The sequence below is a fragment of the Ornithinibacillus xuwenensis genome, assembly GCF_039614845.1.
Classification (GTDB): domain Bacteria; phylum Bacillota; class Bacilli; order Bacillales; family Amphibacillaceae; genus Ornithinibacillus; species Ornithinibacillus xuwenensis.
Window position 1 is genome coordinate 129,539 of record NZ_JBDIML010000005.1, and the last position, 23,765, is coordinate 153,303.

The 23,765-nt window shown below is 34.9% G+C and carries 25 protein-coding genes; 7 read left to right on the plus strand and 18 right to left on the minus strand.

The genetic code is table 11. From position 1 onward, the window contains the following. Positions 1–139 precede the first annotated feature (139 nt). The 4 genes from ABC228_RS14755 to ABC228_RS14770 all read left to right on the plus strand — a co-directional run bounded on the left by ABC228_RS14755 (position 140) and on the right by ABC228_RS14770 (position 4,009). Positions 140–310: a hypothetical protein gene (locus ABC228_RS14755; protein ID WP_345825925.1), complete on the plus strand. Its 171-nt coding sequence runs from the start codon at positions 140–142 to the stop codon at positions 308–310. A gap of 147 nt (positions 311–457) precedes the next feature. Next, positions 458–1,207, plus strand: a complete 750-nt coding sequence (locus tag ABC228_RS14760; protein ID WP_345825926.1) for a DeoR/GlpR family DNA-binding transcription regulator — start codon at positions 458–460, stop codon at positions 1,205–1,207. After that, entirely contained in the window at positions 1,204–2,133 is a 930-nt protein-coding gene (gene pfkB / locus ABC228_RS14765) for a 1-phosphofructokinase (RefSeq protein WP_345825927.1), read from the plus strand. Before ABC228_RS14760 ends, pfkB begins: the two co-directional genes overlap by 4 nt. A 1-nt stretch (position 2,134) precedes the next feature. Next, complete coding sequence (locus tag ABC228_RS14770; protein WP_345825928.1) at positions 2,135–4,009, plus strand: PTS fructose transporter subunit IIABC; 1,875 nt, start codon at positions 2,135–2,137, stop codon at positions 4,007–4,009. A 67-nt stretch (positions 4,010–4,076) separates the two neighbouring features. Here the strand turns inward: ABC228_RS14770 and ABC228_RS14775 are convergent, their stop codons facing one another. The 7 genes from ABC228_RS14775 to ABC228_RS14805 form a co-directional block, all read right to left on the minus strand. Then, positions 4,077–5,399 (minus strand): methyl-accepting chemotaxis protein, encoded by a 1,323-nt coding sequence (locus ABC228_RS14775; protein ID WP_345825929.1) that lies wholly within the window; start codon positions 5,397–5,399, stop codon positions 4,077–4,079. A gap of 359 nt (positions 5,400–5,758) precedes the next feature. Then, entirely contained in the window at positions 5,759–6,841 is a 1,083-nt protein-coding gene (locus ABC228_RS14780) for an NAD(P)H-dependent flavin oxidoreductase (RefSeq protein ID WP_345825930.1), read from the minus strand. Between the two features lie 179 nt (positions 6,842–7,020). Continuing rightward, complete coding sequence (locus ABC228_RS14785) at positions 7,021–7,611, minus strand: DUF1062 domain-containing protein (protein WP_345825931.1); 591 nt, start codon at positions 7,609–7,611, stop codon at positions 7,021–7,023. Positions 7,612–7,997: 386 nt separating this feature from the next. Next, positions 7,998–8,516: a hypothetical protein gene (locus tag ABC228_RS14790; protein WP_345825932.1), complete on the minus strand. Its 519-nt coding sequence runs from the start codon at positions 8,514–8,516 to the stop codon at positions 7,998–8,000. 408 nt (positions 8,517–8,924) lie between these two features. Continuing rightward, positions 8,925–10,472 carry a gluzincin family metallopeptidase gene (locus ABC228_RS14795; protein ID WP_345825933.1) on the minus strand — a complete coding sequence of 516 codons (1,548 nt, stop codon included), beginning with the start codon at positions 10,470–10,472 and terminating at the stop codon, positions 8,925–8,927. Positions 10,473–10,540: 68 nt separating this feature from the next. Next, complete coding sequence (locus ABC228_RS14800) at positions 10,541–11,104, minus strand: hypothetical protein (protein WP_345825934.1); 564 nt, start codon at positions 11,102–11,104, stop codon at positions 10,541–10,543. Between the two features lie 87 nt (positions 11,105–11,191). Beyond that, positions 11,192–11,755 carry a GNAT family N-acetyltransferase gene (locus ABC228_RS14805; protein ID WP_345825935.1) on the minus strand — a complete coding sequence of 188 codons (564 nt, stop codon included), beginning with the start codon at positions 11,753–11,755 and terminating at the stop codon, positions 11,192–11,194. A 195-nt stretch (positions 11,756–11,950) separates the two neighbouring features. Between ABC228_RS14805 and ABC228_RS14810 the strand changes: the two genes are divergently transcribed. After that, positions 11,951–12,391 carry a cell wall hydrolase gene (locus ABC228_RS14810; RefSeq protein WP_345825936.1) on the plus strand — a complete coding sequence of 147 codons (441 nt, stop codon included), beginning with the start codon at positions 11,951–11,953 and terminating at the stop codon, positions 12,389–12,391. Positions 12,392–12,552: 161 nt separating this feature from the next. On the opposite strand, the gene ABC228_RS14815 is transcribed toward ABC228_RS14810, so the two are convergent. From ABC228_RS14815 to ABC228_RS14830, 4 genes are all read right to left on the minus strand, one after another. Next, positions 12,553–13,320 carry a DUF817 domain-containing protein gene (locus ABC228_RS14815; RefSeq protein ID WP_345826016.1) on the minus strand — a complete coding sequence of 256 codons (768 nt, stop codon included), beginning with the start codon at positions 13,318–13,320 and terminating at the stop codon, positions 12,553–12,555. A 90-nt stretch (positions 13,321–13,410) separates the two neighbouring features. Then, positions 13,411–13,632: a helix-turn-helix domain-containing protein gene (locus ABC228_RS14820; protein ID WP_345825937.1), complete on the minus strand. Its 222-nt coding sequence runs from the start codon at positions 13,630–13,632 to the stop codon at positions 13,411–13,413. Between the two features lie 10 nt (positions 13,633–13,642). Further along, positions 13,643–14,125: a DUF2975 domain-containing protein gene (locus ABC228_RS14825; protein WP_345825938.1), complete on the minus strand. Its 483-nt coding sequence runs from the start codon at positions 14,123–14,125 to the stop codon at positions 13,643–13,645. 282 nt (positions 14,126–14,407) lie between these two features. Then, positions 14,408–16,027 (minus strand): diguanylate cyclase domain-containing protein, encoded by a 1,620-nt coding sequence (locus ABC228_RS14830; protein ID WP_345825939.1) that lies wholly within the window; start codon positions 16,025–16,027, stop codon positions 14,408–14,410. A gap of 412 nt (positions 16,028–16,439) precedes the next feature. On the opposite strand from ABC228_RS14830, the gene ABC228_RS14835 reads away from it, so the two are divergent. Together ABC228_RS14835 and ABC228_RS14840 are read left to right on the plus strand one after the other, a co-directional pair. Next, positions 16,440–16,997 (plus strand): CBO0543 family protein, encoded by a 558-nt coding sequence (locus ABC228_RS14835; protein ID WP_345825940.1) that lies wholly within the window; start codon positions 16,440–16,442, stop codon positions 16,995–16,997. A gap of 32 nt (positions 16,998–17,029) precedes the next feature. Beyond that, positions 17,030–17,401, plus strand: coding sequence for an FtsW/RodA/SpoVE family cell cycle protein (locus ABC228_RS14840; protein ID WP_345825941.1), 372 nt, complete (start codon positions 17,030–17,032; stop codon positions 17,399–17,401). A 75-nt stretch (positions 17,402–17,476) separates the two neighbouring features. Here the strand turns inward: ABC228_RS14840 and ABC228_RS14845 are convergent, their stop codons facing one another. The 7 genes from ABC228_RS14845 to ABC228_RS14875 form a co-directional block, all read right to left on the minus strand. Then, a complete protein-coding gene (locus ABC228_RS14845) occupies positions 17,477–17,926 on the minus strand; it encodes a GNAT family N-acetyltransferase (protein WP_345825942.1) in 450 nt (149 codons plus the stop codon). A gap of 160 nt (positions 17,927–18,086) precedes the next feature. Continuing rightward, a complete protein-coding gene (locus tag ABC228_RS14850; protein ID WP_345825943.1) occupies positions 18,087–18,632 on the minus strand; it encodes a hypothetical protein in 546 nt (181 codons plus the stop codon). A gap of 71 nt (positions 18,633–18,703) precedes the next feature. Beyond that, positions 18,704–19,465, minus strand: a complete 762-nt coding sequence (locus ABC228_RS14855; protein WP_345825944.1) for a class I SAM-dependent methyltransferase — start codon at positions 19,463–19,465, stop codon at positions 18,704–18,706. 55 nt (positions 19,466–19,520) lie between these two features. Further along, positions 19,521–20,255: a DUF4181 domain-containing protein gene (locus ABC228_RS14860; protein WP_345825945.1), complete on the minus strand. Its 735-nt coding sequence runs from the start codon at positions 20,253–20,255 to the stop codon at positions 19,521–19,523. A 451-nt stretch (positions 20,256–20,706) separates the two neighbouring features. After that, a complete protein-coding gene (locus ABC228_RS14865; RefSeq protein WP_345825946.1) occupies positions 20,707–21,939 on the minus strand; it encodes an MFS transporter in 1,233 nt (410 codons plus the stop codon). Between the two features lie 32 nt (positions 21,940–21,971). Further along, complete coding sequence (locus tag ABC228_RS14870; protein WP_345826017.1) at positions 21,972–22,979, minus strand: ROK family protein; 1,008 nt, start codon at positions 22,977–22,979, stop codon at positions 21,972–21,974. Positions 22,980–23,233: 254 nt separating this feature from the next. Further along, complete coding sequence (locus ABC228_RS14875) at positions 23,234–23,752, minus strand: DinB family protein (RefSeq protein ID WP_345825947.1); 519 nt, start codon at positions 23,750–23,752, stop codon at positions 23,234–23,236. Between the last annotated feature and the right edge of the window lie 13 nt (positions 23,753–23,765).

The following is a 23,765-nucleotide window of genomic DNA, read 5'->3' on the forward strand; positions in this document are numbered from 1 at the left end:
ATAGCAATTAGGCCAGTCTTGAACAACCATCTTTAGAATGAAACAATCTACATTTCTGGACCTACTCAAAAATGAATGAAGAAATCATAGCTTCATTCCATCTAGTAAATACTAAAACGAAAGGAGGGGATATCAAAAAATGAATAAAAAAAAGACAAAAACAGAAGAAGCAAATATCAAGCTTAATAATACCTTTTATGGTGAAGAAGAAAACACTCAAGATTTAGACCGACTCGTTAACAACAACAACAACATTTCACTAGTTCTTCAAAACAGCAAGTATGACGATAAAGATAATGAAGATATGTAGACCTACTCCCTACTTTTATAGTAGGGATATTTTTCGCTTTCAATGACAGTTTTTGATAGATTTTAAATGTTTTTGAATGATTTTGATTGACATTAAATGTGTAATCAACTAAAATAAAAACATGAAAGCGCTTCATAGGAGGTAGTTATGTTAGAGGCAGACCGTCATAAATTAATTTTAGAAGCATTAAAGGAACAAAACACGATAAAAATACAGGACCTAATCAAGTTAACAAACGCTTCTGAGTCTACTATCCGACGTGATTTAACACAGCTTGAAAAGGGTAAATTTCTAAAAAGAGTACATGGTGGCGCAGCCAGATTACAAGGAAAGCTAGTAGAACCAACCATGGATGAAAAATCATCCATAAACACGCAAACAAAACGTCAAATCGCTCAATTTGCTTCAAATCTTATTGAAGAAGGTGATTGTATTTATTTAGATGCGGGTTCGACTATTTTTCAAATGATTGACCAGCTTCCATCCAATATCGTTGTTGTAACCAATGGACTTATGCATATGAATCATCTTCTAGAAAGAAACATTGAAACCTATCTGATAGGTGGATTTGTTAAACCAACAACAAAGGCTCTTATTGGTAGAGGAGCAATGGAAAGCTTGGAGCAGTACAGATTTGATAAAAGCTTTATCGGAGTAAATGGAATCCATCCACAATTTGGCTATACCACGCCAGATCCAGAGGAGGCCATGATTAAGAACTTAGCGATATCGTTATCTAGAGAAGCCTATGTGTTAGCGGATGATTCGAAATTTCTAGAAACAGCCTTTGCAAAAATATCTGACATAGGTGCAGCAACCATTCTAACGAATAAATTGAACACAGATACAGAAGAGCACTTTCAAAATCATACAAATATAAAGGTAGTGACATCATGATTTACACACTAACATTAAACCCCTCCCTCGACTATATTGTCGAACTAGATAAGTTTCATGTTGGAGAATTAAACCGAACAAGAGCAGAGTCAAAGTTTCCAGGTGGGAAAGGAATTAATGTTTCACAAGTATTAAAAAGACTTGATGTTGATAGTCACGCACTTGGATTTACAGGTGGATTCACCGGAAACTATATTGAAGAATTTCTTCACCAGCAACAGATTCACACAGACTTTGTAAGTGTACAAGAAGATAGCAGGATTAACGTCAAGCTTCGAGCAGCAGAGGAAACAGAAGTTAATTCGAGTGGGCCAACGATAACAAATACTGATTTTGAACAATTAAAGAATAAAATAGCCAAGCTGACAAGTGATGATTTACTTGTCTTAGCAGGAAGCATTCCCACTACATTGCCTGCAAGTACGTATGAGGAGTTAGTAAGTATTTGTATCCAAAATGGCACAAAGTTTGTTGTAGATGCTGAAGGAGATTTATTGAGAAAAGTAGTTCCATTAAAACCATTTTTAATAAAGCCAAATCATCATGAACTTGGAGATTTATTCAATACGAAACTAACATCCTGTGAAGAGGTAATTCCATATGGGGAAGAACTTATCGGCATGGGGGCACAAAACGTCATTGTTTCACTTGCAGGTAAAGGGGCTGTGCTTGTTAATCAACATATGGCCTATATCGCATCGGTTCCAAAGGGAGAACTAAAAAGCTCTGTTGGTGCTGGTGATTCCATGGTAGCCGGATTTATCGCGGTTTATGAAAAAACAAAGAATATCGAAGAGGCTTTCCGCTTCAGTGTTGCAGCAGGTAGTGCAACTGCCTTTTCAATGGGATTATGCACAAAAGAAAAAGTAGAAGAATTACTTCCTCAGGTTACGATAGAAAGAAAAATTATAAAGGGGAGAAATTAACATGAAAATCACAAAATTGCTTACAAGTAAGACGATTAATCTATCTTTAACAAGCCATGCAAAAGAAGATACGATTGATCAGCTTGTCAATGTATTAGATAACGCAGGCATACTATCAGATAGAACTGTCTTTAAACAAGCTATTCTAAATCGCGAAGAGCAAAGCACAACTGGTGTTGGTGATGGTATTGCCATCCCTCATGCGAAAACAAACGCAGTAAAGCAGCCAGCCATTGCATTTGGTAAATCGATTGACGGAGTTGAGTATGAATCATTAGATGGTCAGCCTGCACACCTATTCTTCATGATTGCAGTACCAGATGGTGAGAATAACACACATTTAGAAGCATTAGCACGATTATCGTCTATGCTAATGAAAGAAGAAGTACGTAAAGAGCTTCTTAATGCTACATCTGAGGAAGAAGTTATTCAAATAATCGATAGTCATGATCAAGATGATGATGAAGAAGAACAGTCCATGGCTGGTAAGAATCAATTTATCGTTGCTGTTACGGCATGTCCAACTGGAATTGCACACACATACATGTCAGCTGATTCCTTAAAGGCAAAAGCAGCAGAGATGGGTGTCGACATTAAAGTTGAAACAAATGGTTCAGGTGGAGCAAAAAATGTTTTGACAGCTGATGAAATCGAAAATGCTACTGCTGTAATCGTCGCAGCTGACACAAATGTAGAAATGAATCGCTTTAGTGGGAAGCACGTTATTGAAGTGCCAGTAGCAGATGGTATCCATAAGCCGCAGCAATTAATTGAACGAGCACTAAAACAAGACGCCCCTATTCATCGCGGTAGTGCGAATCGTTCAGACGATCAGAACACTTCGCAAAAAGGTAAAGGCGTTGGTGCTACCATTTACAAACACCTCATGAGTGGTGTTTCTAACATGCTTCCATTTGTTATTGGTGGAGGAATCTTAATTGCTCTTGGTTTCCTATTTGGTATTAAGTCACATATTCCGGACGATCCAACTCATAATATTTTTGCCGAAGCATTGAATACAATCGGTGGCGGAAATGCTTTTGCCTTAATGATTCCAGTACTAGCTGGATTTATTGCTTTAAGTATTGCTGATAGACCTGGTTTTGCTGCAGGTATGGTTGGTGGTATGATGGCCGCTACTAGTGGTTCAGGTTTCCTTGGTGGTATTGTAGCTGGTTTCTTAGGTGGTTATATTGTTGTTGGGTTGAAAAAATTACTTTCAGGCTTACCTTCATCATTAGAAGGAATCAAAACAATCTTATTATATCCTTTATTAGGAATTGCCTTCACTGGATTTATTATGTTCTTTGTTGTCAATACACCATTAAGTGCTTTAAATACAGCAATTTCGGATTGGTTAACAAACCTTGGTACAGGAAACGCTATTTTCTTAGGCATTGTCCTAGGCTTAATGATGTCATTTGATATGGGAGGGCCAGTCAATAAAGCAGCTTATTTGTTTGGAACTGGATTAATTGCAAGTGGAGTATACGGTCCGATGGCGGCAATTATGGCTGCTGGAATGGTTCCACCATTAGCAATCGCGCTAGCAACTACTTTCTTTAAAAATAAATTTACTAAGCAAGATCGAGATGCTGGTAAAGTGAACTATATCATGGGATTATCCTTCATCACAGAAGGCGCTATTCCATTCGCAGCAGCTGATCCGCTTCGTGTCATTCCTTCTGTAATGGTTGGTTCAGCTATTACTGGTGCTCTAACAATGATGTTTGATATCGGCCTCCGTGCTCCACACGGTGGAATCTTCGTCTTCCCACTTGTTGAAGGTGGATGGATGCTATATCTATTAGCCGTATTGATTGGAGCAATTGTTTCTGCTATCCTGTTAGGATCATTGAAAAAACCTGTAAAATAAGCAGTTAAAAAGCAACATGAGAATACTCTCTCATGTTGCTTTTATTTACATTATGAAGACAAATTCACTAGGAAACCTTAAATTTATATATCTCCTGGTTAAGCTCATTAGCCAGCAGATGTAAATCCCTAGAGGATTGTGAAATAATCTCTGTTGAGGCAAGCTGCTCTTGCCCTTTCGCCGCTATTTGTTGTGTACTTGCTGCAAATTCTTCTGCTGTTTTTGTAATGTCTTGAAGCTGATTCGATATGCTTTTTGACTTCTGATTAATCGATTCAATCGTTGAAGCTGTATCTTTAAAGCTTCTCACAATATTATCATAGGTTACTTTAATTTTCTCAAACGCAGTTTCTGTTATTTTCATGGTGTCTTTTTGCTCATCTATGAGAGTACTAGTCTTGCTAATATTTTGAACTGCAATAGTTGATTTCTCTGTTGTACTTGCAATTATCTCACTAATTTCCTTCGCTGCCTTCGTAGACTCTTCCGCTAATCCTCTTACTTCATTTGCTACAACTGCAAAGCCCTTACCTGCATCTCCAGCCCTACTCGCTTCAATAGTTGCATTTAGAGCTAATAGCTTCGTTTGTTCTGCAATAGAATCAATAACGCCTACAATTCCCGTAACATCCTGAATCATATGGCTTAATTCCATAATAGACTGATGGGCTTCATTTGAAACCGCAACGTTTTGATTCATTTTTTCTATCTGCAAATTAACTGCCTTTTGTCCCTCAGCAATTGACTCTAGCGAGGACACTGCGTGATCAGATCCAAACGCAGCTTCCTTGGAAATATTCTCTATCAAGGTAACTACTTCCTGCAATGTTTGGTTTATTTCACTTACCGTTTCAGCATAATTACTATTCCCTACTGCAATATCATCAATCGTTTCGACTATTTGATGAATTGCTTCTTCATTCTCATTCGTATTCTTGTTCAGTCGGTTAGAATGTGAGGTAACATCAGAAGAGAATTCCTTTAATTTTATAACGGTATTACGAAGTGCACTTCTTGTTTCCCACAGCGCTGTAGCCATTTGCCCAGTTTCATCCTTATACGTTTTTGTATCCATGACCGAATCCTTACGTAAATCAAGGTCAGATGTTTGTTTTGCAACCTCTGTCATTTGAATGATTGGTTTGGAAATAATTCTTCCTAAAAAATAAGAAAGAATAACCCCAATAATAAGAGAAACAATTAAACCAATTAGGATAGGTATCGGTATCATAAATGACGATTGCTCTACCGCTTCTCCGCCAGATGTTGCATTAGGAGACACATTTTCACCGCCCCCCTGCATAAAAATAGCTCCACCTACATTGATGACAGCCACTAAAATAGAATTAATTAATGATAATAAAATAATTTTAGTAGATATTTTTTTCATATGTATTTTCCTCCGTATCTTGTAGTAATATATTTGGTTAGTTGGAGTAAGTAATGAAAATCCATTTTACTGAGCATTTATGAAATAATACGATGATACCCTAAAATGCGATGTTATTAAGCAATAAGAATTAATATAGATATGATTCCTTAATATTTCCCTTCCGAATTTCCTACCCTTCTATTAAAATTTCACAATATCCAACTAATTTAACTCTATTAAATCCTTTTAGTGTGTCAGGAAGATGTCAAAAGAATTCTCATTTTTTATTCCAAAAACAAAAAAAACGACTTCAGCAATACTGAAGTCATTTTTTGTAGACTATCCTTTTAGGTAGTAAATCTATTATAGAAAAACCACTACTTTAGTCTTTCATGAATTTCATCAACTTCTTGAATAATAGTCCTCATCAAATCATGCACAGTTTGATTTTTTGCTAGTCTAGGACTTTGTCCAGACCAAAGAGACATATGCTCCCGATCATTATGTGCTTTGGCAGCCTGTCTCAATCCCTTTGTTAATGTATTTTGTACAGGGAATACTGGTAAAGCCGCTTCATGCTTTTGCATAGACAACGTGAAAGTATTTCGAATCGCTCTTGCATATTTGCCAGAAAACGAACGAGTAAAGATTGTCTGGTCCTCATGAGATTGGAGAATTGCTTCCCTATGAACATCACTTGCTCCACTTTCTACACATGTTAAAAAAGCTGTTCCCATTTGTACACCTTCTGCACCTAAGTGAATGGAAGCCATTACTCCTCTTCCATCCATGATGCCTCCAGCAGCAATAACGGGAATAGCGACCTGATCAACAACCTGGGGAATTAGTGACATTAACCCTACTAAACTTTCTTTATGTCCTTCTAAAAAGTTTCCCCGATGTCCACCAGCCTCACTACCTTGAACAACTACCATATCCATGCCACTTTTCTCAATTTCTATCGCTTCTCGTACCGTTGTTGCTGTTCCAATTACAAGTATTCCACACTGTTTTAGATTCTCAATCACTTCTTTAGAAGGAATACCAAATGTAAAGGAACAAACTGACACCCGTTCTTCCATTACGACTTGGACTTGTTCATGAAATGTTTCTAAAGCCTGCTGATAATATGGAATTTCTAAGTTTTCATTTATTTGTACATTAAGTTGTTCATAGTGTGGTTGCATAACACGCTTTGCATGCATAATTTCATCTTCTGTCACCTCAAATTCACTTGGGACAAATAGATTTATTCCAAAGGAATGATTCGTTAGCTGTTTAATTTCTCTAATCTGTGTACAAATCTGATCAGGTGACATATACCCAGCACCAATCATACCTAGACCACCATAATTCGAAACCTCTGCAACCAATTTCGAAGTAGTTATGCCACCTGCCATAGGCGCCTGAATAATTGGATATTTAATTTCTAGTTGTTTCATGATACTAGTATTTAACATAAGATACACCTCAAATTTTATCAGTTTCTATTACTTACTATTCTTTGCTAAATCAAATATTCCTTTAATTTACAAAAAAAAATTGTATGAATCTCTTTGTCTTCTCCCAAATCGCTTTATAAAACATAATATTGAAATAAAAATAACCTCATGTAATGTAACCGATATCTGTTACAATTTCACTTCAATTTATCTGCGTACCAATTTCCAATAATAGCTATGTGCAAATGATCAACAACCTTGCTTTTCGGTTTTACATGTGGTGGTAAAACTAATAATCCATCCTGCACAAATGTTGCTATCTTTGTCCTAGATACACCCAAAATTTCTGCTAGTAGTTTATCAAGTCTAAGTCCAAATTCGTATTGACTACGAATAGAAATGGTAGTATTTTGCATCATTGACTGAAGTTCTTTTTCTTTTCTCAATTCGTAACAAATTTCCGTATTTACATCACTACACAAATTTCGTAATCTGCTGATTTGAAAAGCATAATGCCAGATGGTTGATTTATCATTTCCCATAAACTTCTTGTGCAGTTCGGAATTAATTTTATTGACATGCACTCGTGAATATATTGGATAATTCCATGTACTTTCACAGCATACACAGTTATAAATAAGCCAAACATCTACCATCTTTTGATTTGCATTTACCCTGAATTTCTCACTACAATAGAATTCTGTATTCCTTTTGCATTTGCTACAATTTCGTATCACACTCGGTATTTCCCGAGCAATAATTTCATATGAAATATTTTTCGAATTCATACGCTCGCTCCTCCTAATTATATAGAGGAACGCCAATAATGGTTGAATGGAGAAAGACTTCCAATAAAAAAAGCAGAATACCCTATAGGTATCCCGCTTGGATTTAAAACAACTGATTATCCTGCGTTCCCTGTAATGGCTAAAAATGGCACACTTCTCCCGTAATTGAACAGCTATGTTCAAAAAGAAATGCACTATTTAGTTGCTTAACCATTACAAGTATGCTGGCAAATCGAATTCCACCTTCCATATTTCTCCTATTTATAGGATACCACCTCGAGAAAAATTGTCAATATATTCCGTTAGTTTCAGCTTAACAAATGTATGAATCCAACCTAAAAGAAAACGACTGGTTTACATGAAACCCGTCGTTTCTTACGTAATCTTTATGAAAGATTAACACGCTCAGCTTTTCGAGCCTGACTTACATGTAATTGCTTCATTGCAAATCGTGCTACCGGCTGCGCAATCAATATTTCAATCCAAAACGCAATCCCAAAATTTCTTGGCCAAACATGAAGGAATTTTTCAAATGGTGCCAGGCTTATCTGTTTCATACCAATCCACGTTCCAATAATTGTTAGTAAAATAGATAATATCGTTACATTCAGAACAATATTGAATAATACTCTTGCATTAAATCCATCTGTCTTCCCGACGAATATTGGTAACAGCTTACCTACAATCGGGCCTGCAATTAACCTCACTGTTAGAACTACTACTACCCACATAAATGGTATAATTTGTAGCGTTTCAAAGTAAACCGCTTTACTAAATCCACGTTCCAAACCAACAATAATAGGTGCTATCGTATTGACTGAAATGATTGAAACAATCAATAAAAATATGAGACCTTCTTTACCGTTTCTAGGAAGTCTTGATTCTACATACTTACTATTTTCCATCTCCATTATCACCTCTAATTTTTATAACACCTTATTATAGCGATAATGAAACTCCCTTCATAAGTGAACATTTTGTGAACGTTATTAAGTGATACAGGAAGAACTAGAAATGTCTTTAGACATCGAAGAAGTAAATTCCCCTAAATAATAATATGATTTCACCAATTATTCCTATGCATAAGAATACAAAATAGTAAGTTGCATCTGTTACTTCCTTATTAAATAGTTCTTTAATAGCACGAACGAACAAACAAAGCATTAACGTTAAACCAACTTAGAAACCAGGCAACCAACAGAAAGCTAACGATCGACATTTTCAACTTCATCCCTTCTAATAGGTCTAGTATGACTAAAAATAAGAATTGCTGTTTAGCCTTCTTCCCGAAAAATTTATTATGATATTAGAAATTATTCAGGGTTAGTACCTAATGTATTTGACAATCGATTTGCTAAGTATTGAAAGCTATAAGGCTCGCCACAAAGACTCTCTACTCGTTGATTCCAAGAGAAGAGCTGATTAGGTTTGATGAACATATTTAAAAGTTCTTGAAATACAGCAGTTTTATTATATAAGCTCTCAATGGAAAATTTCTCGCGAATCATGTCACGAATAGCTAATGCATAGTTATAATCTTGAAAGAATGCTGGATTTTCAATATAAAACATTTCACTGGCTGGATGAAAGGTTTCCCCCTCCTCCCCAAACACCTGTTGATAGCAATGATTAGCTATTTCTTCAAAGCAACGGTCAGGATTATCATACAACTCAAGTTCTACAAGGCTATAATAATAATTCATTTTTACCATTTTAATATCAGTCAACTGGTACTTGTCTCTAATTTGCGAAAGTATTTCATCATTAATATCGAAGTTCTTTCTCAAAAATTCCCCGTCCGTTATTATGGTTTGGAATAATTCTGCCACTGCTTCTGCCGCTATACTAGAATAGAAGCGATATAGCTCTGGGTATTGATAAGAACTGAAATAACCATCTATTGCATGCCCCAATTCATGAATTCCTGACAAAAATGCTGAATATGAATCTCGTCTGTTGACAACTAATCTAATGTCAGTTGGGTTAATATTTATACAGAATCCACCATAGGGTATCTCCATAGTCTTTATATCAACTGGGACATGATCCATATTGATTCCCAAGCTATTGATTATATCACCTAATACTTCCTTCATCCGAATTGATTTGAATGCTTCTCCTTCAATTCTATGAAAATTAAATGCTGTGTAATACTGGTCATAGAGATGTATTCTTTTCCACCCAAACTTATCTTTAATCCTATTATTCCAGTATGCAACTACAGATTTTGACTGTTCAATTAAATTTTGCATTTCATTCCTATATGTATCCATATTAACTTCTCTTAGACTACACCTAAGCGAATAGTAGTTATTATACCCTTGTTCTTTACTCAATTCATTTCTTTTTTGAATCAATTCTCTGAATAAAGCCTCATTACCTCTACCAATTTTCTTCATTTCTAATAAAAGCTGCTTTCTCAATTCCCTGTCTGAGTTTTCCATGATAGTGGAATGTGCTTTACCAATATTGTATTCTATCCCGTTGTATGTAAACTTGCTTCCCATTAATTTTGACTGTAATTTCTGTTGTAGCTTGACAAGCTCTGGATGACTATCCAGTCTTTCTAAATTTATTTTTGCCAAAAACACATCTAGACGTCTTTTCCAGACAACATGATTTTGAAAAATTTCTCTCCAAGCTATTAACGTATTATAAAGCTTTTGATTTGTCATTATCTGATATTTTATTTGAGATATTTCAGCAATTCTTGTCGATTGGTTCCCGGTTGAGTACAGCTCATAATATAAACGTTCCTCTTCTTGATATAAGTGATCGAGCTTCTCAATTTCTTCGTTATATGTTTTTTTCCATTGATCAATCTCTGTAATTCTAGTTAATTTATCAACATCGATCATCACTTTTCACCTCTTTCTATTTATTTTTTCTTTCATGTTGCAAAAATGATTACTAGAAAAGAAAGAACACATTAATACAACGCTGTATATTCAAGGATTTCATTATCTCTATCGTATGCTTTTAAGTTTGCGTACACCCGATGCTTTATTTCAGATGGTAGTTTTTCAAACTTAAGAAACCACTCATCATTAGAGACATCGAAATGAAAACTTATTGATTCATCAACTATTGGTGCTATAATATGGTCAATAATCGAGTTAGGATTATAACCTAAAACAACTCCATACTTACCTTCATTTGTGTTTACTTCTTCGAAGATAAGTTTATCAGTCCCAAATTTATAATTAATCGGTTTTAATTTACCATTCCAACCTTCATGATAATGTGCATAGCCTATACTATTTCTATCTTTCGTTTCAAACAATACTAAATAGGAATTTGATTTCCCGAGTTGATAAACGTCGAGAACAGTGAAGGAATCTTCTTCATTATCATGATTAATCCATTCTACTAATTGCGACTGAATCACAGATTTATGATTATCTAGATAATATTGCTTCATCGTAAAAAATGTAATGAAACCACCACTACATAACACGGTTACTAATAAAGATAACATTATTTTTTTCCGCATATAATCCCCCCTTCTTTTGTCCATTCCCTAGCTTGGAAGATCCTCAATTAACTACCATCTACTAAACTAGAAAGCATATTATTATCTCTATCCTTTATAATAATCTTCCTGAAGAAATCCCCAAACAGCACAGTCCTTATACTGATTTTTTGCATTACGAATCATATGACGAATCACCCCTTCTTGCTTCATACCAACTTTATGCATGATTTTTCCGGATGCAGGATTATCAACATTATGTGCAGCAGAAATTTTGTGTACATTCATTTGCCTAAATGCAAAGTCTACAACTGCTTGTAAGGCTTCCGTCCCATAGCCCTGATTCCACCAGTTAAACCCAATTGAATAGCTTACTTCACAATTATCTGTTGCATAATCAAAATTATATAAATCAATCTCTCCAATAAGTATATTAATGGTTTTTAGCTCCATTCCCCAGTAGCAAAACTCCTTATTACTGTAATCTCGTATAATTTTATCTAACCGTTCCTTCGATTCTGAAATATTCGTATGTGCTGGACTAATTCGATTGTCAGTTACCCGTTCATCTGAGAGCCAATGGTTATAAACACTTTCAATATCAGTAAGCTCTAATCTTCTTAAGATTAGTCGTTCCGTTTCAATTTTGGTAGTTCCAACGAAATTTATCATTATGTCACCTTCTATTTGCTTATTCGAGTTTTAACAGGCAGACTCACCACATAATTTAAATAATAACATAATATTCTAATTAATATTTACAATTTTCTCAAAGATCTTACACAACAAGATTCTGCTAGTTATCAAACAAAATAATTAACACAGCCTACATGCTTTTTTCATACAATTCTTGTAGAGGTGATAAAAATGCCAAGAGTGAAATATACGGATAAAGACGTTGATTTAATGGCAAGGATGATGCGGGCAGAGGCAGAAGGTGAAGGAAAACTAGGGATGCTAATGGTCGGAAATGTAATTGTAAATCGACTAAAAGCTAATTGTGGAGATTTTGAAGGACTAACGTCAGTTAATGATGTGATTTATCAAGTCCAAGGAGGAAATTACTCCTTTGAAGCCGTGCAAAAAGGGAATGTATTTTATCAAAGAGCAAGAGGTGTAGAGAAAAGATTAGCCAAACAGACTTTGGACTATTGGAGACAGCATCCTTCTAAGTTTGCGCTTTGGTATTTCAACCCTTATGGGGAATGTCCACCAACCTGGTATGGTCAACCATTATCCGGACAATTTAAACAACATTGCTATTACGAACCACAGGCAAATACATGCGAGGGTGCCTATCGATGGTGAAAATCTCCACAATGTGGGGATTTTTATTTTTCCTTTTTCAACCAACTTAATCTCCCTTTTGTTAAATTTTTGCTAACATCTTTAAAACGAAGCGTTCAAATTTATGATCGCTTCGTTTACCTTATCTTTATTCAATAATATTTTTATAGAAATCTCCTTATTCAAGTGGAGCTCTTCCCCTTAACCTGCTTCAATGTTGCCACGATGAGGAAGCTTACAATCACTAATAATAACCATGAGCTCACCTTCCCTAAATGAACGAGACTCCATGCATTGGTTTGATTTGGATATTCCCATGCACCAAAGAACGTCGCAATATTTTCAGCAATCCAAATAAAGAATCCAATAAGTACAAAGGAAAGTGCAAGTGGCATCCGGTAACGGGTTCCACCAATCTCATAACTGACCCATGCCCTCCAAAAGACGATCATAACTAGACCGGATAACCACCAACGAATGTCAATCCAATAATGATGGGTGAAAAAATTCAAGTAAATTGCGGCAGCAAGAGGTACCACAACCAAAAAAGGTGGCCACTTAATTAAATCTACCTTCAATCTTCTCCAAGCCTGACAGAGATAACTCGCAACACTTGCATACATGAATCCACTATACAAAGGCACTCCAAATAGTTTGGAATACCCGTCCCCTGGATATGACCATGAGCCCATATGAACCTTAAATAGTTCAAGAGCAAGTCCGATAATGTGAAAAACCGTAATAACCTTTAATTCATCTCGTGTTTCTAGGCCGGAACGAAGCATCCACCACTGCATAAGAAGACAAATAATGAGGAGCCAGTCATATCTTGGTAGAAAGGGTAGTGGAATGAGTTGTGTCATTGCCAAAGAGGCAAAAATGACGACAGGAAACAAACAAGATAGCGCTTGCTCCCATCCAAAGCGTACGAGTTGTTTTATTGGCCTCATGACTTGCGATTCCATTTTTTGAATGGGTATATGCATGAGTAATTCCCCTTTAAAAATTTATTTCTATCTGTACTACGTAAATCCACTACTTTAATCTTGGTTTTCTTCATCCATTTGGTACTCTAAAATATCTCCCGGTTGACAATCTAATGCTTTACAAATACCTTCTAAAGTAGATAATCGAATCGCTTTTGCTTTGCCATTTTTCAAAATTGAAAGATTCGCCATCGTGATTCCAACTCTCTCGGAAAGTTCTGTTACACTCATTTTCCTTTTCGCCAGCATTACATCAATATTTATTATAATCGCCATGTAATTCACCTCAGACCGTTAAATCATTTTCTGATTTTATATCGATTGCTTCTTGTAAAAGTTTTTGAAGAACAGCTGCAAAGACTGCGATCACCATAGAAGCAAAAGGAACAACTAATCCGACAAAAATGACGCCTGGAGCATCATCCAATTCTGCATAGAAATAGAAAAGCGGTAAAACAAACACATGCAATATACTGATTGTGATTGCACAGTTCTTAATAATCTTTAAAGCATTAACAGACAATACCGAGAAGGCATTATTCTTGTCAATGAAGCGCAATAAATTGAATGCTTGATACAAAGAAAAATAAAAAGGTATAGCTGATGCGTAAAAAATAATAGAAACAAGAAAATTTATATAAGTAATCTCTGGTAGTAATTGTTCCGCTAGCTCCCCTAATTCAGGTACCAAAAAAATGCACAATGCAAGTACTGGAATTCCCATTAAGATAACAGCAATCTTTAAAAACAATGTTGTTACTTTTTTCATAAAAAGCACCTCACTTATTTGATGTCATATTGAATCTAACATAATTTTTATCGTTTTACAATAAATATATATTGATATAAGCAGATTGAATGATAATTTTATTCTATGGAACGCAAAACGAATGAACATCATGAGAAGTGTATCTATTCACAAAATGACAAACAAAATTGCTTGCTTGAGCACAGAAAAAAGCTGCTATAATAGCAGCTTTTTTTCTTAGTTTAGTATAAAGTTTTTATGCTGTGCTTAAACGATTTACAGTTAACCTTTGCCCTATTTTTTCTATTCATCAATTTTATGCAAAAAAATTCTATTTTTCCCTGTGCGTTTCACATTATACAATGCTTCATCAGCACGTCTAATAACTTCACTTATATTTCTTCTAGAATTCCATATTGCACCACCGACACTACAGCCAACAGAAACCGTTTCCCCTTCAATGCTATACGGCTCATTGATCATGGAGATAATTCGCTCTCCAACTAACTCCCCATATTCTACTGGATTATTGCTTGGAACTAATACAAGTACAAATTCATCTCCGCCTATTCTTGAAACTAATTCATCACTTCGTACATTTTTCTTTAAACGTGAAGCAACTTCAATCAGAAGTTTATCACCAGCATCATGTCCCAATGTATCATTAACACCTTTAAAGCCATCTAAATCAAGATAAAGAATTGTTAAAGCATTATAGTCATGAGTTGCCTTATCTAAATAAACTTCAAGCGCATTTCGGTTCGGCAATCCTGTTAAATGGTCACGATGTGCAACATCTTCCATTTTCTCTAGTTTAGTTTCTGTTTTCATTAGATTTGTTACAAGATTCCTTAATGAATCGGATAATATTTCTATTTCCGTGATTCCTTTATATTTTGGTATCTCTACTGTTTCCCCTTCTCTTAAACGATTAGCAACCCTAGTAATCTTCTGTAATGGATAGGTAATTCTCCGAGCAACAAACCAACCGCCAACAGCAAAGACAGCAACTAATACCAAGCCAGTAACAATGAAATATAATAATAAATCTCTAGTGGATGAGTATGCAACCTCTACAGGCTGTCTTACTAAAATTGTCCAGCCTAATCCTGGATAATCTTTATATCCCTCTGCTGAAACATATCCTGTTAAATATTGCTTTCCATCCCCCCAGGTTTCAATCGTCCAGCCTTTTTTATTTTCTCTTGCAATCTCGATACTATCTAAATCCAATGAATGCCCTACCATATTTTCAGGTCCTAATATTACATCATTGTTATTTTTACTAACAATAAAAAATTCTATATCACTTCGTTTATGTAAGGTATTCTTCATGGATTCTTCTACTTCTTTTACCCATTCCCAGCTCAAATGAGTTGCCAAGACCCCAATAAATTCTTCATTACGATCATAAACAGGTGTACTAATATCAACAAATTTCATTTCTTCACCAGTAGGATTAGGTAGTAAATCAGCTAATAACACTGCTTCATGAACATCCCCAATAAATACGTTATCTAAGGCTTCTGTATATACTGGACGAGAAGAAATATCAGCACCAGTAAGAATACCATCTGTTGATGCCATAACGATTCCATCTTTGTTGGTTAACCCGACCCAAGCAAAAGAAGGAAATCTTTCTTTTAATTTATTCAAAAGTTTTTCTACATTATTTACATCTTGATAATCCTTAATCTCTTCCAGTTCACTGAGAACGGAAACCTCTCCATATCTAGACCACATATATTGATCTAGATTTTCACCCATTAAATAAGCAGTTTCACCCAATGAATAACCAATTTCTGATTGAACCTCTTTTATCGAACGTTTACCTATAATGATACTTAATACTAAAATTAATATAATGACAATTATGGCAAATGTTATCGATAATCGCGTTCGAAGACTACTAGAAATCCCCATTCAACACACTCCATCATTATCCTCTAAGTACTATTATCATAGCATACTGCATCGACATTAATATACAAAAACCGACAAAAAATCAACATGTATTCGTATTACAGCTTAGTTAGCCTTTTATATAAGAAAATACGAAAGGCGACCTAATTGGTCGCCATCCGTTACCTACTTTGGAACAACAACTCACAAACTTCATTCATACACTCAGCTTTAGGCCTATTGTTGTTATTCCTCAATAAACATATGTTCAAACTCGTCTAAATTGATCGATTCATCTACACCCTGTCCCTATTATAAAATCTGACTATTTTAAAATAATAGAATCAATAGTCCCGTAGTATATTACAGCACCTGTTATGTTCAATATATATATTATCTATCCTAAAGCTATATAAGAAAAAGAGGACCCACTATGAAAAGCAAAGAAGAAGTGGTACAGCTTATTGATGAGAATGTGGATCAAATCCATATACTTATTCAAGAGAAAATAGAAATATGGTCTAATGATGTTCTTTATACACCCTTATGGTGGTTTGGTGTCTGTTTATCCGTTATCCCATGGATTATCTGGATTATTCTTCGAAAAAATGACAGTACAGATAGACTACTATATGCAGGTTTCTTTGTTATGACGATTTCGATAGTCCTAGATGTATTGGGTGATCAATTAGGACTGTGGCATTATAGATATAACGTCATTCCTGTCCTTCCCACGTATTTTCCTTGGGATATTACTTTGATGCCTGTTACAATTATGCTGTTAATACAATATAAACCGAATATTAATCCATGGGTCAAAGCGATATTCTTTTCAATCGTCACTTCTTTTGTGGCAGAACCTATCATTGAGTGGATGGAGATTTACCAACCATTAACATGGAAATATATCTACTCCGTCCCGATTCAACTCATCATTTATTTAACCGCCCATTACATAACTAGACGAGACCAATTTTCAAAATTATATTAAATACTTTACCCTGCTCTTCAGACACTTTTTATGTGTCTCTTGAGCAGGATTTTTTTAGTTACAAACTAATCTACATTACAAATCTTTTTGGCTGGGCGTTTGGAATTTCACTTTGTATTATACTGTTGTTATTTATTATGCGAATCTTGATGAATGCATTTAATACAAAGGATCTTTTTGGAAGATTAATCGTAATCGGAGGTGCGGTACTTTTTATAGTACCAACCATATGGAGCATCCTAATGGGACTTGGGATTCTACCAATTATAGGAGTATATATTCCGTTTATAAGTTACGGAAATACTATTTTAATTGTTTATTCCGCAATTCTTGGCCTCATGTTAAGTGTTTATCGAAGAAAAGATATGGTAGAGCCGACGGTCGTTAACAATCGTTTCGAATAAAGGATGGTAAAAAAATAATGGTTAGGCTGTATCGTCGTTAGAAGTCTTACGTGATATAGGCTAACCATTATTCAATTATGCAAGGTTCCATTCATAAAGAATATCTGGTAATTTCTCCTCGTTTTCATGCCCTCTACCTATTATTTTAAATCCATTCTTTTCATAAAACCGTTGAGCATTTTTATTAACTTCAAAGGTATACAAAGTTAACCTACCATTCGACTTTGCTTTAGCAAATTCTAATAGTCTCTGTCCAATGCCCTTTGCCTGATAATTAATGTGAACATATAGTTGGCTTATTTCTGCTTCATTGTAAGCAATCATCCCAACCACCGTATCATCTATTACTGCTAATTTTATTTCGAATTGGTCAGATAAGCTATGATTTAAGAAAAACACATGATTATCAAAGCTATGTTTTTCTGGTTGACCAATTGCATCCTCTTTACTTGCACGCCACATCCTGACTGTTTGTTCACCGTATTTTGGATCATAAGGCACAAATATAAGTTGCTGTTGATTCACCACAAATCTCCTTTCGCATAATTAATCTGTTAGGTAGACAAAACCATATCACAATTATTAGTCGAGTGACTACAAAAGAAAGGCATTTAAAAAATCATCACGCTAACAAGTAACTGTTCAGCTACTCATCAATCTGATAAATTAATGTATCGGCTTATAATCACTTGATTAAAATCTGAATTTCTTTTTCATTTTCTTTTACTAAATCATTTAATAATTCATTTGCCTGTGCATCATAATCAACATTCATCTTCGGTTCGCCTAATAATTCCTCAAGATAGGCAACCAAATAAATACTGGTTTCCTGCGTTATTTCAAAGTATCTATCATAGTATTCTTCTGGATCCATCTCAAGCTTTTTAGACTGTGTATCAACAAACTCGCGAAAATCATTTCCAGATTCATGATTGTCTTCGTTAAATGGGTACGTACTGTTTTCAATTACTATTTCTTGAACTTCCTGAAGTTCTTGTGATACGTCAAGATTCAATTTCTTTGCTTCTTGAACAGCTAACCTAGCCTTAATAGTTCCATCTAAATAATCAACTATTTTTTCATCAGGATATAAAAAACGTAACTCACCAATTGTAATTTCTTCTCCTCTTACAATTGCTGCGACTTCTTTGTCATCATATTTTGAATAACTATTACAACCAACTATGAAAAGTAAACAAGTAAGAATGATAAAAACTACTTTTCTAGACATCTAGTCACCCCCAAAAATGAAATATTTATAGAGAGGATAATTATGTTTCGCTTATAAAGATAGTTTAATTTTTACTCCTTATGAGCAACAGCTTCAAACGTAATAACCTGACCTGATTTTGTTGGGTATACTCCGTACTGATAGTCAGCTGATATGACGATTTCTTTAAATCCTATCTGTTCAAGTATCATCTTAAACTCTTCAATTCCATACCACCGAAGGGGAAAACGTTCTAATTCTGTTTGAATTAGTTCTCCATTACGCCATTTCTCATAGCGATTATGCGATATTGTGTATTGGTTAATATAGTCGACTTCCACAACTTTCTTTTCTAACGTGATCATATCACCGTTAATAGTCTCCCAAGTTCGTGTTGAAACTTTATCCATCGAAAGATCAGTTTGCAAAAAAGTATCTAAAATTAGCCTACCACCATTGGAGATGTGGTTGTAGAAGTTTTTCAAAGCTTTAATAGAATCTTCTCTTTGATACAATAAGAGAAATGTCCCTGTTGGCACGATTATCGTTTCATACATTTTATTTAACGCAAACGATTCCATTTCATCTATGAAAAGTTCCGGACTTAGTCCTCTTGTTTCACAGTTATTGCGACATATTTTTAACATTTCATCTGACACATCGAAGCCCTCCACATGCAAGCCTTTTTCTAGAAGTGGAATTAGAAGTCGACCGGTACCAACTCCCGGTTCCAGAATACTGCCCTTACAAGAAGCTAATCTATCCATATAAAACTCCACGTCACCAAACGAGTGACCAATATATTTATCTAGATTATATACTTCTGATGAAAGTTTACTATAATACCCCAGCATATACTTACCATCCTTTCTCTATAAAATGTGTTATAAGTATTGGAATTTAGATTCTTTAATTTCTATACTCCCAATCAAGTTCAACATTCTCTAACATTTCATATAACCCATTATCACCTACAACTTTATAATAATCAGAGTCGATGACAATATATTCTTCGTAAACTATAATATAATAAATTTCCCTATCTCTGATCATTAGAAAGTAATTATTATGTTGTTCTACTTCATTTATTAAACTATTTCGAACTTCTACCATAGAAAGTTGAGAAAATATTTGTTGAATTATCTTCTTATCTACCGTTACCGAATCCCTTAAATAGGTCAATTCTTCTTTATTCCATGCATTATTTTCTATTTCAACTTGTTCAATATTCTCGATTTTAAACGACTCAAATTTTCTCAAGACCTCATCCATCGTTCTAGTTGAAAATAATATGTATACTAAACCAGCAGCGATAATTAAGCATCCTACCAGTCTAAGAATGTGAATTAAATAGATCTTTGCTTCTCGGTCATATTTATATTCCATATAAGCACTTAGACCATTACCAATTGTAGCAAGGCCAATAAGTAAAAATAGATAAACCTGAAGATTGAAAGAAAGGAATGCCCCTACTACACACATACTCATGAGTATTAAAAGGATTCTATCTATCCATTTATGCGTGTTATTAACTGGTCGGCTTCCATAGTCAATGTCAATTGAAAATTTTCTCTTCATAAAAAATGATATGAGAAACATCACGATCGAAACTGGTAATATAAAAAGCATAATAAAATTAAACATCTATAATCCCCTTTAGAAATAATTACTGTGTTTTCTCCTATATAGAACTAATATATACAGTTCTCAGTTAAGTATATCTATAACTCTATATTAACATAATATTCCAATTGTATTTCGAAAGTTTCACACATAAAAATCTTAAACCATTACCTATATATATTCACACAAGAAAAGACGATTACTTCAATAATCGTCTTGATAAAATAATGCATTATTAACTACAATAAGAATGCAAATTATTCTTCTATTTCTATAATTAAACTAGCAGGATTATGACCAACTACGACACTATCTGGGACATCTTTTACCATTACTGCACGATGCAATTACGACACTGTAATCTACTGTTATTCCTCGTTTTATGTTTGCACCTCCACCAATCCATGCATTAATTCTATAAGAGTAGTCGGATTTGTGGATTCTTTTCCATAATAACGTTCTGTGGGAAGGATTATATTACAGATGAAGTTGTATCTTTTCGATTTAGAGAACTCTTCCTTTTCAATACTTTATTTAATTTCTCTGAACTTAGTAGCATTGCTGCAATAAAAAGAACAACACAGAATGGAAAGATTCCTATCGATGTTTGTGATGCTATGAATCCAAGAAGTGGGGGCATAAATGTACTGCCTGTATATGCGACAGCCATTTGATAACCCATAATAGTCTGGGAATGATTTTTTCCAAATCGTGTAGGTGTTTCGTGTAACATACACGGAAAAATTGGTGCTAATCCCAATCCAACCATAACAAAACCTACTAACGAGAAAGTGGGAGGAAAAGGTAATACAAGAAGTACGGCACCAATCAATGCTAGTAATTGTCCCATTCTAATGAGCGTACGATTACCGAGTTTAAAGGTAATAAAGCCTGTTATAAATCGACCAATTGTAATTCCACCATAATAAAAGGAAACCCATTGTGCTGCAACTGCTGCAGGGATGTTCTTGACATCCACTAAGTAACTACTACCCCAGAGCCCAACAGTAGCTTCAACTCCACAATAAAACAAAAAAGAAGTTAGTGCCAATTTAACTCCATTGATTTTTAAAGGGCTTATATTAGCAGTATCCCCATGAGTAGATTCAAGTGTCGAACTATCAATCTCTTTGTTTAGTGATGTATTGCTAGGAGCTTTGACTTTACTCCATAAAGGTAAGGCAAACAATAGAATAATCACTAGCAGAAATTGAATTACTGAGATTGTAAGATATCCATTATTCCAAGAGTTTTGGCTAGTAATAAACTGTGCCATTATGATTGGACCTAGCGTAGCTCCAACACCCCAAAAGCTATGTAACCAACTCATATGATGCGCCTTATAATGCGTAGCTACATAATCATTTAATCCTGAATCAACAGCCCCTGCACCTAATCCAAGTGGTATTGCAAAAAGAAACAACCAAAAAACAGAAGGAGCAAAATAAAAACCAAGTAAAGCTCCAGCGGTCATGAAAGTACTAACAAATGTAACCATCCCAGTTCCAAAACGTTTCAGTATCATTCCACTAGCTAAACTGGAGACAATTGTACCCCCTGCAATTGTCATAAAAAGCAATCCTGCCGTTTCAAGTGGAGCTCCTAAATCTGTTTGCATCACTGGCCAGGCTGCCCCTAACACCGAATCAGGTAACCCTAACCCAATAAAAGCCAAATAGATGATAATTAAGAGAAATGTTGCCATGATTAAACCTCCCTTATATAATTTTTCCTTACTTAATATTCATTTGTTCCATTCATCATAAGCTCAAGTCCGAGCGTTTGTAGTCCAAATAAATAGTCCTGCTTCCAATCACTCACCGTAAGCTCTGGCAAGTGTTCTGAAGGGATATATGTTGAACTGACGGAGATAATTTTGTCTAGTACCACTTCTTCTACTTCATCATGACAAAAAATAACGCGATGAGGATTGATAATAGCTGTAAACGAAGCGATTAATCTGCTAATGGCATCAATCTGATAATCCTCATTAATTACTATCTTTTTTGATCCATTTCCACTCTCCAGTACTTCACGGAAATTACGGTCATGATACTGGGGCACAAATGAAATCTCCCCTGCAAAAAATGTGCTGCCTCGCACCACATCTCCATTTATCATGAAGCCTGCACCCGGACCATTTTGCCCAGAATACAAATAAACCAGAGATTGATTATCCTTAATTCGTTTATCATTGTGATACCCAAGTACCGCAGCATTCATATCGTTTTCAACTGCTACAGGTATTGAGAAATGTTCCTCATAAAATCCTTTTAAATCAATATTTTGAAACTGCTCATATCCCGGTATGTAAAATACTCTCCCTCGATCAACAGATCCCGGAACACCTATTGCAATAGAACTAATTCTTTGGTTTAACGTGATTATTTTTTCAATGTACTTGGTTAAGTTAGTTAAACCATCATCTTCTAGTACACTAGGAACAGTACCTTGTTCTTTAATTTCTCCTAAACAATTAAATATTGTATAATTCGTTTCTGACTTCTCTAAAAAAATCGCGAGCCCAAGCATATGCTCAGCATTATAGGTATATCTTTTTGCTCTTCTGCCACCACTAGATTCGTCTAATCCTACTGAAAATATTTCTCCACACTTCTCCATTTGGGCAAGAAACTTACTAATGGTTGGGAAACTGATCTCTAACTGTTCACTTAGCTCAATCTTTGTTGCACTTCCAAGCTCTATAATAGATTTACGAATACTGCCAAGAATCGTTTTTTTCATTGATTTTGGATGAGGGTTCAACTAAATCACCACCAATAACGTTCTACTTATTAAAGAGATTTAATAAGTACCAAATAAAAAACTTATTAAACTTCTTTAATAAGTGTTATGGATACTATAACAAATAAAATTTCAGAATACAATAAGATAAGTAATCTTATCAAAATAAAATTAATTTATAGGCTTTTCAAGAAACTAGTTGTGCATATTTATAAAAGGAAATCAACATGAATGGTCGATTTCCTTTCATAAATTTATCTACTCTTTAAAGCACGAATCATTTGGAAGATTTGTCCTCTATGATGGGATTCATGTTCCAGAAGATGGTAAATTACCCACTCTGGGGTTACATCATAGCTTGCTAGACTCCTTACACGTCGCCATTCGTCAATATCCATTGAACAATAATGGTAGTGTAAATCCTCTCTCACTGCTCGTAACCGATGAACATGCTCATCTAAAGACATTCCTTCGATATGTGTCAAAGTTCCATCAGGATGACGATCCTCATATGGGAACAATGCTTTAATAGTAGAATTCCACTTTCCTTCAAGCACTTCCTCGTATAGCCAATCCGCTTCAATTAATGCAATGTGATATAACAATGATCCTATAGATGGTTGGTCATCTATTCTCTTACCTATGACATCGGGACTTAATTCACATACTTTTTCAAGAATGGTTTTTCTTATATCTTCTAGGCACCATATCCATCTGCCAATTTCAGGTTCAAATCCTGGTAGTGATTCTACTACTAAACGATTTCGTTTCAAGTTATCGTCTCCT